We start from the raw sequence: 14,476 nt of genomic DNA, 5'->3' as shown, positions 1-14,476 counted from the left end.
AAGGCCAGGGCGAAGCCCCTTGCCCCTGGGGTGGGCCTGCCGCAGGGCCTGCAGGCCGCCCCTGTCAAGCGCCGAGGGGACCCACACACCACGGGCCGGCCGCCACCCACGGCGCCCCGACACCGGCCCACACACCACGGGCGGCCCGCAGAGCGAGCCCACCCCCGACACCGGGCACCGCCGCACCAGGGCTCAGCCCCGCGAAACCTCCCGCCACGCGTCCGGAAGCGCCTCCGCCACCTGATGCGCCAGAACCGGACCGCCCCCGGGCACCGAACCGACGGCACCCGCAGAACCCCCGGCACCCGCCGCACCCCGAGCACCCGGAACCCCCCGCCCCACCGCGGCCAGCCGCGCCGCGAGCCCGTGGAGATGAGCCGCGACCGACCCCGCGTCCAGCGCGGACAACCCCGCGGCCAGCAGCGATCCGGCCAGCCCCGACAGGACGTCCCCACTGCCCGCGGTGGCGAGCCAAGCCGTCCCCGTCGGATTCACGCGCAGCCGCACCTCATCAGCACCCGCACCATCCGCGCCACCCAAACCACGCACCCCACCCACGCCACCCACGCCACCCACGCCACCCGCCACACCCCCACAAACAAGCGTCGTGGACCCCTTGAGCAGGGCCACCACCCCGAAGCGGGAGGCCAGTTCGCGGACCGCCCGGACCCTCCCCGCCTCCACGTCCTCGCGCGCCACGCCGAGCAGCGCCGCCGCCTCGCCCGCGTGCGGAGTCAGCAGGGTCGGGGCCCGCCGGGCCCGCAACAGGGCCGGGTCGAGCCCGCGCAGCCCGTCGGCGTCCACCAGCACCGGCACGTCCGCGGCGCCCAGCACGTCCACGACCGCCGAGCGGTCCTCGCCGAGCCCCGGACCGACGACCCAGGCCTGCACCCGGCCGGCCCTGGACGGGGGGCCGTCGTGCACGAGCGTCTCGGGATAGCGCGCCAGCACCGCGTCCGCGGCCGGGCCGACGTACCGCACGGCCCCGGCACCCCCGCGCAGCGCGCCCGCGACGGCCAGGACGGCCGCGCCCGGATAGCGGGCCGAACCGGCGACCACGCCCACGACCCCCCGCCGGTACTTGTCGCTGGCCGCCCCCGGCACCGGCAGCCGGGCCGCCACGTCCGCGTACTGCAGGGCCTCCAGGTCCGCCGCGGCCGGCAGCACGAGACCGATGTCCACCAGCCGCACCGCGCCCGCGTGCCCGGCCCCCGGGTCCACCAACAGGCCGGGCTTGTACGCCCCGAAGGTGACCGTGGCGTCGGCCGTCACCGCAGCCCCGGCCACCTCGCCGGTGTCCGCGTCCACCCCGCTCGGCAGGTCCACCGCGACCACGGTCGCCCCGGCCGCCCGGGCCGCGGCGGCCTGACCGGCCAACTCCGCGGCCGCGGGCCGCAGTCCGCCGCGGCCGCCGATGCCCAACAGGCCGTCCACGACGAGGTCCGCCCGCGCGGGCACCCGTTCCGCGACCCGCCCACCGGCCGCGCGCAGCGCCGCGAGCCCACCCGCGTGCACGCGCTCCGGGTCCATGAGAACGGCCGTCACCCCGGCACCGCGCCGGGCCAGGCGGGCGCCCGCGTACAGCGCGTCCCCGCCGTTGTCGCCCGTGCCCACCAACAGGGCCACCCGGGCCCCATACACCCGTCCCAGCAACCCGGCGCAGGCGGCAGCCAGGCCCGCGGCCGCCCGCTGCATCAGGGCCCCCTCCGGCAACCGGTCCATCAGCACGCGCTCGGCGGCCCGTACGGTCTCCACGCTGTAAGCGGTACGCATGCCAGCCAGCCTGCCACGCACGGCCCGCAGCGGCGGGGCGCACCGCACCACCCCGAGCCTCAACGGGCCCCGAACCTCAACCCACCCCCAACCTCAACCCACCCCCCACCTCACCCCACCCCGAACCTCACCCCTCAGCAATGACCACCGCCGACGCGACACCCGCGTCATGGCTGAGCGAGATGTGCCAGGACTTCACCCCCAGCACCTCCGCCCGAGCCGCCACCGTCCCCGAGACGCGCAGCCGCGGCTGCCCGGTCTCCTCCACGAACACCTCCGCATCGGTCCACAGCAGCCCGGGCGGCGCGCCCAGGGCCTTCGCCAGCGCCTCCTTCGCCGCGAACCGGGCGGCGAGCGACGCGATCCCGCGCCGCTCACCGCTGGGCAGCATGAGCTCCCGGTCAAGGAAGAGCCGGGTGGCCATCCCGGGATGGCGGTTCAGCGCCTCCTGGAAACGGTCGATCTCCGCGACGTCGATACCCACGCCGATGATCACGCGTGGCACCCCCGCGCCGCGTCGACGCACGCCCCACCCGAGCACGCCCCACCAGAGCACACGCCACCCACGCAAGCCCCACCCGGCAAAGCCGCCCCACCCAGCAAAGCCGCGCCACCCGACAAGGCCGCGCCACCCGACAAAGCCCCGCCACCCGACAAAGCCCGACCACCCACCAACATCAAGCCACCCACAAAATCACTCCACCGTCACCGACTTGGCCAAGTTGCGCGGCTGGTCCACCTCGTTGCCCCGGGCCGTCGCCAGTTCGCACGCGAACACCTGCAGCGGCACCGTGGCCACCAGCGGCTGGAGCAGGGTCGGCGTCGCCGGGACCCGGACGAGGTGGTCGGCGTACGGGACCACCGCCTCGTCACCCTCCTCCGCGATCACGATCGTGCGGGCGCCGCGGGCCCGGATCTCCTGGATGTTCGAGACGATCTTGTCGTGCAGCACCGAGCGCCCCCGCGGCGACGGCACGACCACGACCACCGGCAGGTCGTCCTCGATCAGCGCGATCGGCCCGTGCTTGAGCTCGCCCGCCGCGAACCCCTCGGCGTGCATGTACGCGAGCTCCTTGAGCTTGAGCGCGCCCTCCAGGGCCACCGGGTAGCCCACGTGCCGCCCCAGGAACAGCACCGTGTCCTTGTCCGCGAGCGACCGGGCCAGTTCCCGTACCGGCTCCATGGTCTCCAGGACCCGTTCCACCGCGCCCTCGGCGGCCGACAGCTCCCGGATCACGGCCTGGATCTCGTCACCCCACTTGGTGCCCCGCACCTGTCCCAGGTACAGCGCGACCAGGTAGCAGGCCACCAGCTGCGTCAGGAACGCCTTGGTCGACGCGACCGCGACCTCCGGACCGGCGTGGGTGTAGAGCACGGCGTCCGACTCGCGCGGGATGGTCGAGCCGTTGGTGTTGCAGACGGCGAGCACCTTCGCGCCCTGCTCGCGGGCGTGCCGCAGCGCCATCAGGGTGTCCATCGTCTCGCCGGACTGCGAGATGGCGATGACCAGGGTGCGCTGGTCGAGGATCGGGTCGCGGTAGCGGAACTCGCTCGCCAGCTCGGTCTCGCAGGGGATGCGGGTCCAGTGCTCGATGGCCAGCTTCGCGATCATGCCGGCGTGGTACGCCGTGCCGCACGCGACGATGACCACCTTGTCGACCTCGCGGAGCACCGAGTCGGGGATCCGCAGCTCGTCGAGGGAGAGCACGCCGTCGGCGTCGATGCGGCCCAGCAGGGTGTCGGCCACCGCCTTCGGCTGCTCGGCGATCTCCTTGAGCATGAAGTAGTCGTAGCCGCCCTTCTCGGCGGCGGAGGCGTCCCAGTCCACGTGGTACGCGCGCACGTCGGCCGGCGCGCCGTGGAAGTCCGTCACCGTCACGCCGTCGCGGCGCAGTTCGACGACCTGGTCCTGGCCCAGCTCGATCGCGGACCGGGTGTGCGCGATGAAGGCCGCCACGTCGGAGGCGAGGAAGGCCTCGCCCTCGCCGACGCCGACCACCAGCGGGGAGTTGCGGCGGGCCCCGACGACCACGTCGGGCTCGTCGGCGTGCACGGCGACCAGGGTGAACGCGCCCTCCAGCCGGCGGCAGACCTGGCGCATGGCCTCGGCCAGGTCGCCCACGGAGGAGAAGGCCTCGGCCAGCAGGTGGGAGACCACCTCGGTGTCGGTCTCGGAGGAGAGCTTGTGGCCGCGCTCGGCGAGTTCGGCGCGCAGGGCGGCGAAGTTCTCGATGATGCCGTTGTGGACCACCGCGACCCGGCCGGAGTTGTCGAGGTGGGGGTGGGCGTTGACGTCGTTGGGCGCGCCGTGCGTGGCCCAACGGGTGTGCCCGAGACCGGTGGAGCCGCTCGGCAGCGGACGGCTGACCAGCTCCTTCTCCAGGTTGACGAGCTTGCCCGCCTTCTTGGCGGCGGCCAGTCCGCCGTCGGCGAGCACGGCGACCCCGGCCGAGTCGTAGCCCCGGTATTCGAGCCGCTTGAGTCCTGCGATGACGACTTCGAGCGCGGACTGCGCTCCTACGTAACCGACGATTCCGCACATGGGCCGCAGCCTACGCCGCGCTCGGGCCGTCACCGGGGAGCGCGCGAACCCGCGCCGTGCGCCGTTGCGCGCCCCTCACTCCGCACGGGCCCCGCAGGACGCACCCGCCGACCGGGCACCCGGAGCAGGATCCCCCTCATGCGCAAAGCGCGCAGAGCACGCAGAGCACGCACAGCACGCACAGCACGCAAAGCACGCCGCGAGCCACCCCCGTGGGCCCGCGGCGCGCAGCGCGCAGCGCGCATCACATCCGACGCCCCACTCAGGCGAGCTTCTTCTCCTGCGCGTCGATGATCGGCTTCGGCAGCTCCTTGACCGAGCCGCCGAGGCTGAAGGTGTAGAAGCTGGCCAGCGTGGTGCCCTTGCTCATCAGGGCGATGTTGAACTCGGCGGGCTGGCCGTCCATGTCCATGACGAAGGACCAGGACGAGGCCTCGTCACCGGCGTCCAGCGCCATCGGCGCCATCGACTTGATCTTGGTCTTCTCGCCGTCCTGGGTCACGGTGAAGCCCTGCGTGCAGTCGGCGCCCGACTTCTTCAGGGTCAGTACGTGCTCGGCCGCCTTCTCCCCCTCGTACGAGGCGAGGATGACGCGGGTCGCGGGCGACTTGAGGGCGTTCAGGCCCGCCAGGGCCTTCTGCTCCGGGGTCTGCGCCTTGCCGGCGTCCTTGGGCAGCGCCACGGCCGAGCGCAGCGCCTTGGCGGCGGGCTTCCCGATGACGCCCGCGATCGCGTCCGCGTACGGCTGGCAGGCCGGCTTGTCCGAGACGGCCTTGCCCGCCTCCGCCGGCGGGTTCTTCACCTTGTCCTCGACCTTGTAGCCCGGGAGGTCGGCCTGCGCGACGGCGAGCTGCTCCAGCTCGGAGGCGGACAGCGGACGGGCCGCCGGCTCGGCCGGCGCGCTGCTCGCCGCCGCCTTGCCGGTGCCGGCGTCGGCCTTCTCGTCGGCCGACTTGTCGGAGGAACCGCAGGCCGTGACGACCAGGGCCAGCGAGGCCACGGTGGCGGCGACGGCGGTACGGCGAACGGCGGTACGGCGCGCGGTGGTACGGCGAACGGCGGTGCGCATGGCTGCATCTCTCCCGAAGTGCTGAAAAAATCCCCCCCGCGCGACGCTTCGGAGTAGTGGAGCCCCCACACGCGGACCCCGTAATGATCACCAATCGGCGCCCGGTCCGCCCGCGAATTCCGGCCGCCACGGCCAATCGTGACCACCGTGACACAGCACCTGCGCCCGATCGCAACACGTTCCCGTACAACCCTCCGGCCCCCGCAGTGACACGAACCCCCACCAGCCCCGCGAAACCCGCTCCCGGGCGGCCACGGGAGCCGCTCCACGTGACCGAGCCCACCACCCACGCGGGCCCCGCAGCGCCGACAATGGAGTGTGATCACTTCGCCGCCACGAAGCACCGCGCGCCGGGCAGAGGGTTCCCCCTACGTCGACCTCACCCGCGCCGAGTGGAGCGCCCTGCGCGAACGCACCCCCCTCCCCCTCACCGCCGAGGAGGTCGAGCGGCTGCGTGGCCTGGGCGACGTCATCGACCTCGACGAGGTCCGGGACGTCTACCTCCCCCTGTCCCGCCTGCTCAACCTCTACGTCGGCGCCACGAGCAACCTGCGCGGGGCGCTGAACACCTTCCTCGGTGACGCCGGCAACGGCCATGGCGCCCAACAGGGCACCCCCTTCGTCATAGGGGTGGCCGGCTCCGTCGCCGTCGGCAAGTCCACCGTCGCCCGCCTGCTCCAGGCGCTGCTGGCCCGCTGGCCGGAGCACCCGCGCGTGGAGCTGGTCACCACCGACGGCTTCCTCTACCCGATGAAGGAGCTGGCGGAGCGCGGACTGCTCTCCCGCAAGGGCTTCCCCGAGTCGTACGACCGGCGCGCCCTGACCCGCTTCGTCGCCGACATCAAGGCGGGCAAGGACGAGGTCACGGCGCCCGTCTACTCGCACCTGATCTACGACATCGTGCCGGGCGAGCGCCTGGTGGTGCGCCGCCCCGACATCCTGATCGTGGAGGGACTGAACGTCCTGCAGCCGGCCCTGCCCGGCAAGGACGGCCGCACCCGGGTCGGGCTCGCGGACTTCTTCGACTTCAGCGTGTACGTGGACGCCCGTCCGGAGGACATCGAGCGCTGGTACCTCAACCGCTTCCGCAAGTTGCGCGAGACCGCCTTCCAGAATCCTTTCTCCTACTTCCGGAAGTACACCCAGGTCTCGGAGGAGGAGGCGCTGGACTACGCCCGCACGATGTGGCGCACCATCAACCGCCCCAACCTGCTGGAGAACGTCGCCCCGACCCGCGGCCGCGCCAACCTGATCATCCGCAAGGGCCCCGACCACAAGGTGCAACGACTGAGCCTGCGCAAGCTCTAGGGAGACGCCCCGAGGAGGCCCGGGGGTGCTGGGGAGCCATTAGGGTGCGGCCATGCTGCACTTGCGGATCATCACTCCGTCCGACCGGACCGACAGCGCGATCGCCGTGATCGAGAAGACGGTCGGGACGACCCACGTGGTGGTCCTACCCGGCGCCGCCCGCGATCCGCAGGGCGACCTGGTGCTGTGCGACGTCGCCCGCGAAGCCGGCGACGAGCTGCTGCACGCGCTGCGCGGGCTGGGCATCGACCAGGACGGCTCGATCGCCGTCGAGAACATCGACATCTCGTTGTCCTCCCGGGCCGAGGCCGCGGAGGAGGAGGCCCCGGGCGAGGCCGCCGACGCGGTGCTGTGGGAGGAGCTGACCGGGGCGACCCACGAGGAGTCGACCCTCACCATCACCTACGCCGCCTTCATGATCCTCGCGACGATGATCGCGGCCTGCGGCGTGGTCCTCGACAACGCCGTCCTCATCGTCGGTGCCATGGCCGTCGGCCCGGAGTTCGGTCCGCTCGCGGGCATCTGCACGGCGCTGGTGCAGCGGGTACCGAAGATGGCCGCACGCTCGCTGCTGGCGCTGGTCGTGGGTTTCACCGTGGGGATCGTGGCCACGACCGTGTTCAGCCTGGTCATGGACGCGCTCGGCCTCTTCAGCCGGGCGATGCTCGACAATCCGCGGCCGAACACCAGCTTCATCTGGCAGCCCGACCCGTTCTCGTTCGTCGTGGCCCTGTTGGCCGGCGTCGCCGGTGTGCTGTCCCTGACCTCGGCGAAATCCGGTGCCCTCGTCGGCGTGGCGATCTCGGTCACCACCGTGCCCGCCGCCGCCAACGCCGCCGTCGCGCTCAGCTACGGCGAATACGGGCAGATGTGGGGCTCGGGTATCCAGCTCGCGCTCAACCTGGGCGGCATCATGCTGGCCGGCGTGCTGACGCTCTACGCCCAGAAACTGCTCTGGCGCACCCAGCGGGGCCGCTGGGTGCGCCAGAACAAGGCGTGATCCGGGCCCGGCCCGGCCCGGATCACGCCGGCGCGGGCTGACCCGGCACGGACTAACCCAGCGCGGACTTCACCACGTCCGCCAGCCGCCCGGCGACGGCGCGGGCCTGCTCGATGTCGGCGGCCTCCACCATCACCCGGACGAGCGGCTCGGTGCCGGAGGGACGCAGCAGCACCCGCCCGGTGGAGCCCAGCTCGCGCTCGGCCTCGGTGACGGCCGCGGCCAGCTCGCCGGAGGTGGCGACGCGGGACTTGTCGACGTCCTTGACGTTCACCAGCACCTGCGGCAGCCGCGTCATGACCCCGGCCAGCTCGGCCAGCGACTTGCCGGTGGCCGCGACCCGGGCGGCCAGCATCAGGCCGGTCAGGGTGCCGTCGCCGGTGGTGGCGTGGTCGAGGATGATCACGTGGCCGGACTGCTCGCCGCCGAGCGCGTAGCCGTGCTCCTTCATCGACTCCAGGACGTACCGGTCGCCGACCGCCGTCTGGACGAGCTCGACGCCCTCGGACTCCATGGCCAGCTTGAAGCCCAGGTTCGACATGACGGTGGCCACGACCGTGTTCCCGCGCAGGTGGCCGGCCTCGCGCATGGCGAGGGCGAGCACCGCGAGGATCTGGTCGCCGTCGATCTCGTTGCCGTCGGCGTCCACCGCGAGGCAGCGGTCCGCGTCGCCGTCGTGGGCGATGCCCAGGTCCGCCCCGTGCTCGACGACCGCGCGCTTGAGCAGGTCGAGGTGGGTGGAGCCGCAGCCGTCGTTGATGTTCAGGCCGTCGGGCTCGGCACCGATGGTGACGATCTCGGCCCCGGCCCGGGCGAAGGCCTCGGGGGACACGTGGGCGGCGGCGCCGTGCGCCTCGTCCAGGACGATCTTCAGGCCGTCGAGGCGGTTGGGCAGCACGCCGATCAGGTGGGCGACGTACCGGTCGAAGCCCTCGTCGTACGAGCGGACGCGGCCGACGCCGGCGCCGGTGGGGCGCTCCCAGGGAGCACCGGTGCGGTGCTGCTCGTAGACGGTCTCGATCTTGTCCTCCAGCTCGTCGGCCAGCTTGTGGCCGCCGCGGGCGAAGAACTTGATGCCGTTGTCGGGCATGGCGTTGTGGCTGGCGGAGAGCATGACGCCGAGGTCGGCACCCAGCGCACCGGTGAGATACGCCACCGCGGGGGTGGGCAGCACACCGACGCGCAGGACGTCCACGCCGGCACTGGCCAGGCCCGCGACGACGGCGGCTTCCAGGAACTCGCCGGAGGCCCGCGGGTCGCGGCCGACCACGGCGGTCGGGCGGTGGCCCTCGAACGTGCCCGCCTCGCCGAGCACGTGTGCGGCCGCCACGGACAGGCCGAGCGCAAGCTCAGCCGTCAGGTCCGCGTTGGCGACGCCGCGTACACCGTCGGTGCCGAAGAGTCGTCCCACTTTTGTCCTCCGAGTTCGCGCTGTGGAGCTTTGGAACAGATATACGACGCTTGTGGCGCTAAACGAACCGCCCCGGCAGCACAGAGCGTGCCGCCGGGGCGGATACGTACAGAGCAGCAGGCGGAGATTAGCGCTTGCTGTACTGCGGGGCCTTACGGGCCTTCTTGAGACCGGCCTTCTTGCGCTCGACCGCACGGTCGTCGCGGGAGAGGAAGCCGGCCTTCTTCAGCGCCGGGCGGTTGTTCTCGACGTCCGCCTCGTTCAGCGCACGGGCCACGCCGAGGCGCAGGGCGCCGGCCTGGCCGGACACGCCGCCACCCGCGATGCGGGCGATGACGTCGTAGCGGTTGTCGAGCTCGAGCACCTTGAAGGGCTCGTTGACTTCCTGCTGGTGCACCTTGTTCGGGAAGTAGTCCTCGAGGGTGCGACCGTTGATCTTCCACTTGCCGGTGCCCGGGACGATCCGGACGCGGGCGATGGCGTTCTTGCGACGGCCCAGGCCGGCGGCCGGCTGCGGGTCGCCGAAGCGGGAAGCGAGCGACTCGGAGGTGTACTCCGACTCGACGACGGTCTCGGTGGTGTACTCCTCGACGCCCTCGAACTCTTCGACGGGGGTCTCAGGGGTGGTCTCGGCCACGATGCTCCTCAGAATTCTTTGCGGTCTTAGGTGGTGGCCGGGATTACTGCGCGACCTGGGTGATCTCGAACGCCACCGGCTGCTGCGCAGCGTGGGGGTGCTCGGCGCCACGGTAGACCTTCAGCTTCGAGAGCATCTGGCGGCCCAGCGAGTTCTTCGGGAGCATGCCCTTGATGGCCTTCTCGACGGCCTTCTCCGGGTTGTTCTGGAGCAGGTCGTCGTAGCGGACGCTGCGCAGACCGCCCGGGTAGCCGGAGTGGCGGTAGGCCATCTTCTGCGAGGCCTTGTTGCCGGACAGGTGAACCTTGTCGGCGTTGACGATGATCACGAAGTCGCCCATGTCCATGTGAGGGGCATAGGTCGGCTTGTGCTTGCCGCGCAGGAGGGTGGCGGCCTGGGTCGCCAGACGGCCGAGGACGACGTCCTGGGCGTCGATGACGAGCCACTGGCGCGAGATGTCGCCGGGCTTGGGGCTGAACGTACGCACGCGTATGCCTTCGCTTCTTCAGTGGTGGGTCGTCCCCTGGGGCGCTAGCCCCGCGAGACGGGTCCTGACAGGGTCACCACGGACGATCACGACAGCCCTCGTTCGCATCGGGGACGCAACCCGTACGAACGGCTTGAACTGCTGGTCATCGGTCCGGTGGACCGGCGTAGGGACCTGTCACGTGAGAATGAAAAAGCCCATACGCATAACAAACCAGCAGGATACCCAAGAGGACCCATACGGGTCAAAACGCGGTCCGCGATGCCGATGGAACTGGCGTCGCGGCGCACTCCGGTTCGGTCCTGGGTGGGGACCCCGCAGTTGTTACGGGCTCCAGAGTAACCCGACGCCCGCGCAGCGCACGACCGGCCAGCAGACCGGCGAGCGAGCAGAGGGTCGCCATGTCCCGGAACGCCCGTTTCTTGTTCTCGAACTCCGAGGGCCACGGAATGCCCGCGGTCTGGGGCACCAACGCCAGCCAGAACCAAGGGGAGCGCGGCATCGAGCCGTCCCGGACCCCCGAGGCCAGCAGCAGCGGGAGCACCACCAGGAGGTAGTGGTCGAAGGACGGCCGCGAGACCAGGAATGCGGCGAGCATCACCATGCAGGCCGTCTCCACCAGCCGCTGGGGCCCCTCGTCCGCACGCCGCCAGCGCCGCCACGCGCACCCGAGCCCCGCGGCCGCCAGCAGCCCGGCGACGGCCACCGCCGCCGGCTGGGGTACGCCGAGCCGTGGCAGGACCGCGACCGGCGAGGCGTCCCAGGGCAGCGCGAAGGAGTCCTGGCCCCGGAGCAGGAAGGGCAGCGTCCCGGTGAAGAACAGCGAGGGCCGCGGCATCAGGGCCGCGCCCAGCAGCGAGGCCCCCAGCGGCACCAGCACCACGGCGGCCAGCCCGCGCCACCGCCGGGCGAAGACGAAGAGCAGCCCCACCGGCACCAGCATCGGCTTCGCCGCGACGGCCGCGCCGACGATCAGCCCGGCCCGCACCCAGCGGCCCCGGTGCGCGGCCAGCAGGGCCAGCGGCAGGGCGGCGGCGGAGAGGCACGTCCAGTTCCCCAGCAGCACCAGGTTGGCGTACGGCTGGTAGGCCGCCGCCAGAACGGCGAGGCCCAGCACCCCGAACCGGCTGCGCAGCGGCACCGAGAAGATCCGCAGCGCCGCCCACCAGCCGACCGCGAGCAGCGCCGACGTCCCCGGCGGAACCAGGACCCGCTGGACGCCCACCGGCACCAGCGCCTCCGGCACGGCCATGAGCACCGCGCTCGGGAAGTACAGGAAGCGCTTGTCGGCGTACGGGGACCTGCCGTCCAGCAGCGCGTCCGCCGCCCGGACCACGATGGCGTTGTCCATCCCCCCGTCGGCGGTGCGCACTGAGACCGACACGGCCACCGCCACCAGCACGCCCGCCGCGGCCAGCTGCCAGATCGGCGGGGCGGGCCTCAGCAGCCACGCCCCGAAGGCGCCCTCGCCCCTCTTCTCCCAGCGCATGCGCAGAGACTAGGGCGCCCCGGAATCACCTCTTGCGCTCGACACGGCGCTCGTCCCAGACGGGCTCCGTGGTCTCCCGGACCACCCCGTCCGAACCGAAGACCAGGTACCGGTCGAAGGACTTCGCGAACCAGCGGTCGTGCGTCACGCACAGCACCGTGCCCTCGTACGCCTCCAGCCCGTCCTGGAGGGCCTCGGCCGACTCCAGGTCCAGGTTGTCCGTCGGCTCGTCCAGCAGCAGCGCCGTGGTGCCCGCCAACTCCAGCAGCAGGATCTGGAAACGCGCCTGCTGGCCGCCGGAGAGCCGGTCGAAGGGCTGGTCGCCCTGCCGGTCCAGCTCGTACCGGCGCAGCGCCGACATGGCCCCGCCCCGGTCCTTGGAGTGCTCCGTCCACAGGATGTCGACGAGCGTGCGGCCGAACAGCTCCGGGTGCGCGTGGGTCTGCGCGAAGTGCCCCGGCACGACGCGCGCACCCAGCTTCCACAGGCCCTCGTGCGCCACCGGCCGCTCGACGTCCCCGGCCAGCAGCCGCAGGAAGTGCGACTTGCCCGAGCCGTTCGAGCCCAGCACCGCCACCCGCTCGCCGTAGAAGACCTCCAGGTCGAAGGGCTTCATCAGACCGGTGAGCTCCAGCTTCTCGCAGGTCAGCGCCCGCACCCCGGTACGGCCGCCGCGCAGCCGCATCGTGATCTCCTGCTCCCGCGGCGGCTCCGGCGGCGGACCCGCCTCCTCGAACTTCCGCAGCCGCGTCTGGGCGGCCGCGTACCGCGAGGCCATCTCGTGGCTTACCGCGGCCGCCTGACGCAGCGTGACCACCAGCTTCTTCAGCTGGGCGTGCTTCTCCTCCCAGCGCCGCTTGAGCTCCTCGAAGCGGGCGAAGCGCTCCTTGCGGGCGTCGTGGAAGGTGTCGAAGCCGCCGCCGTGCACCCACACGTCCGACCCGTCGACGCCCGGCTCGACCGCGATGATCTTCTGGGCGGCCCGGGAGAGCAGCTCCCGGTCGTGCGAGATGAACAGGACCGTCTTGCGGGTCGCCCGCAGCTGGTCCTCCAGCCACCGCTTGCCCGGCACGTCGAGGTAGTTGTCCGGCTCGTCGAGCAGCAGCACCTCGTCCGGGCCGCGCAGCAGCGCCTCCAGCACCAGCCGCTTCTGCTCACCGCCGGAGAGCGTGCGCACCTCGCGGAACTGGGCCCGGTCGTACGGCACCCCCAGCGCGGCCGTCGTGCACACGTCCCACAGCGTCTCGGCCTCGTACCCCTGCACGTCCGCCCAGTCGGACAGGGCCTGCGCGTACTTCATCTGCGCGGCCTCGTCGTCGACCGTCATGATCAGGTGCTCGGCCTCGTCCACGGCCTTCGCCGCCGCCCGGATCCGCGGCTGCGCCACCGACACGAGCAGGTCCCGCACGGTCGTCTCGTCCCGCACCGAGCCCACGAACTGCGACATCACGCCGAGCCCGCCGCTCACCGTCACCGAACCGCCGTGCGGCTGCAGCTCGCCCGAGAGCAGCTTGAGCAGCGTCGTCTTGCCCGCGCCGTTCGCGCCGACGAGGGCGACCACGGAGCCCTCCCCCACGCGGAAGGAGGCGTCCGGCAGCAGCACGCGTCCGTCCGGGAGGTAGTACTCGAGGTGGCCGGCTTCCAGATGTCCCATGCCCGGCATTGTGACGGGCCGCCCCGCTCCCGCCCAACCCGATATCCGTCCCGGCCCCCACCGCCCGTACCGGCGCCCGCGGACGGCCGCCTAGTATGCGCCGCATGACCTATGGGGAGGGACAGGTTCCGGAGCCGCTGCCGCCGCATCCGGACTGGGAGGCGCTGGCCGAGGCGAACGCGGCCCAGCACCGGCGCAGGAAGCGGCTGCTGTGGGGCGGCGGGGCCGCGGGCGCCACCGCCGTGGCCGCCGTGGTGGCCGTCCTGCTCGCCACCGGCGGCGCGGAGGAGCCCGGGGCGAAGGACGGGACCGACGACCGGTCCGCGGCGGCGGACGCCATGCCGTCCTTCGGAGACCCCTCGCAGATGCCCGATCCGCTGGTGTACCTGTCCGACGCCCGCAAGGACACCGCCCCGCTGCGGGGCGGGCTGCTCTTCGGCACCAGCGCCGCGAAGGTCGCCGACCGCACGTACGCCCTGAGCGACGGCGACACGACCAAGGACTGCACCCGCAACACCGACGCCGGCCTCGGCAAGGTGCTCGCGGCGCACCACTGCACGCTCTTCATGCGGGCGAACTACACCCGCTCCGACGTCCAGGTCACCGTGGGCGTGGCCGTCTTCGACACGGCCGCCCAGGCCGCCGCGGCCAAGGCCGACGCGCACGGCGGGGTCGAGGCCCTGCCCGCGTCCAAGAGCAAGCCGTTCTGCGCCCCGAAGGTCGTCTGCCGACGCACGGCCAACGCCTACGGCCGCTACCTGTACGTCACGCTCACCGGCTTCACCGGCAACAAGAACGCCACCAAGAAGGACGAGCAGGTGCGCCGAGCCGGCAACGACCTGGCCGAACGCACCTTCCAGCGCATCCTCCGCCGCGGCTACGCCGCCGCGGAGGCGGACGGCCACCAGGGCTGACCGGGGCGCTCCGTCCGGGGTGGGGCGGGCGGCGGGCGGGGCGGGGCTGGGCCTGGGCTGCGTTGGGTGGATCGGTGTCGGGGCTTGCTCTCGCTTCGTGGGGCCGTCCCGTGGTGTGTGGGTCCCCTCGCCTCTTGACCCGCCATGGCCTGCAGGCCCTGCGGCAGGCCCACCCCTGGGGCAAGGGGGCTC

General features: G+C 72.5%; 12 protein-coding genes and 1 pseudogene. 3 read left to right on the top strand and 10 right to left on the bottom strand.

Annotation, left to right across the window (positions count from 1 at the left end; genetic code table 11):
• Positions 1-192: 192 nt before the first annotated feature.
• The 4 genes from ACIQCH_RS25750 to ACIQCH_RS25735 all read right to left on the bottom strand — a co-directional run bounded on the left by ACIQCH_RS25750 (position 193) and on the right by ACIQCH_RS25735 (position 5,384).
• Positions 193-1,773 carry an NAD(P)H-hydrate epimerase gene (locus ACIQCH_RS25750; RefSeq protein ID WP_402584538.1) on the bottom strand — a complete coding sequence of 527 codons (1,581 nt, stop codon included), beginning with the start codon at positions 1,771-1,773 and terminating at the stop codon, positions 193-195.
• 127 nt (positions 1,774-1,900) lie between these two features.
• On the bottom strand, positions 1,901-2,269 hold the full coding sequence (locus tag ACIQCH_RS25745) for a holo-ACP synthase (RefSeq protein ID WP_402584537.1): 369 nt from the start codon (positions 2,267-2,269) through the stop codon (positions 1,901-1,903).
• A 198-nt stretch (positions 2,270-2,467) separates the two neighbouring features.
• Positions 2,468-4,315, bottom strand: a complete 1,848-nt coding sequence (gene glmS / locus ACIQCH_RS25740) for a glutamine--fructose-6-phosphate transaminase (isomerizing) (RefSeq protein ID WP_402584535.1) — start codon at positions 4,313-4,315, stop codon at positions 2,468-2,470.
• Positions 4,316-4,577: 262 nt separating this feature from the next.
• A complete protein-coding gene (locus ACIQCH_RS25735; protein WP_402584534.1) occupies positions 4,578-5,384 on the bottom strand; it encodes a hypothetical protein in 807 nt (268 codons plus the stop codon).
• A gap of 318 nt (positions 5,385-5,702) precedes the next feature.
• Here ACIQCH_RS25735 and coaA point away from each other — a divergent pair, with 318 nt between their 5' ends.
• Both coaA and ACIQCH_RS25725 read left to right on the top strand, forming a co-directional pair.
• Positions 5,703-6,692, top strand: a complete 990-nt coding sequence (gene coaA, locus ACIQCH_RS25730) for a type I pantothenate kinase (RefSeq protein ID WP_402584532.1) — start codon at positions 5,703-5,705, stop codon at positions 6,690-6,692.
• A 52-nt stretch (positions 6,693-6,744) separates the two neighbouring features.
• Complete coding sequence (locus ACIQCH_RS25725; RefSeq protein ID WP_402584530.1) at positions 6,745-7,692, top strand: DUF389 domain-containing protein; 948 nt, start codon at positions 6,745-6,747, stop codon at positions 7,690-7,692.
• A 52-nt stretch (positions 7,693-7,744) separates the two neighbouring features.
• Here ACIQCH_RS25725 and glmM read toward each other — a convergent pair whose 3' ends face one another.
• The 6 genes and pseudogenes from glmM to ACIQCH_RS25695 form a co-directional block, all read right to left on the bottom strand.
• On the bottom strand, positions 7,745-9,103 hold the full coding sequence (gene glmM / locus ACIQCH_RS25720; RefSeq protein ID WP_402584528.1) for a phosphoglucosamine mutase: 1,359 nt from the start codon (positions 9,101-9,103) through the stop codon (positions 7,745-7,747).
• A gap of 127 nt (positions 9,104-9,230) precedes the next feature.
• Positions 9,231-9,740, bottom strand: coding sequence for a 30S ribosomal protein S9 (gene rpsI / locus ACIQCH_RS25715; RefSeq protein ID WP_402584526.1), 510 nt, complete (start codon positions 9,738-9,740; stop codon positions 9,231-9,233).
• A 43-nt stretch (positions 9,741-9,783) separates the two neighbouring features.
• Positions 9,784-10,227, bottom strand: coding sequence for a 50S ribosomal protein L13 (rplM, locus tag ACIQCH_RS25710; protein WP_402584524.1), 444 nt, complete (start codon positions 10,225-10,227; stop codon positions 9,784-9,786).
• A 244-nt stretch (positions 10,228-10,471) separates the two neighbouring features.
• Positions 10,472-11,716, bottom strand: a complete 1,245-nt coding sequence (locus ACIQCH_RS25705; protein ID WP_402584523.1) for a glycosyltransferase family 87 protein — start codon at positions 11,714-11,716, stop codon at positions 10,472-10,474.
• A 25-nt stretch (positions 11,717-11,741) separates the two neighbouring features.
• Entirely contained in the window at positions 11,742-12,332 is a 591-nt protein-coding gene (locus tag ACIQCH_RS25700; RefSeq protein WP_402584546.1) for an ATP-binding cassette domain-containing protein, read from the bottom strand.
• A 528-nt stretch (positions 12,333-12,860) separates the two neighbouring features.
• A pseudogene (locus ACIQCH_RS25695) lies at positions 12,861-13,265 on the bottom strand (ATP-binding cassette domain-containing protein); the annotation flags it as partial.
• 209 nt (positions 13,266-13,474) lie between these two features.
• Between ACIQCH_RS25695 and ACIQCH_RS25690 the strand changes: the two are divergent.
• Positions 13,475-14,284, top strand: a complete 810-nt coding sequence (locus ACIQCH_RS25690) for a hypothetical protein (protein ID WP_402584522.1) — start codon at positions 13,475-13,477, stop codon at positions 14,282-14,284.
• Positions 14,285-14,476 lie beyond the last annotated feature (192 nt).

This window comes from Streptomyces sp. NPDC093225 (genome assembly GCF_044753805.1).
Taxonomy (GTDB): Bacteria; Actinomycetota; Actinomycetes; order Streptomycetales; family Streptomycetaceae; genus Streptomyces.
The sequence above is the reverse complement of the archived record's forward strand: the minus strand, read 5'-3'. Positions and strand labels throughout refer to the sequence as shown.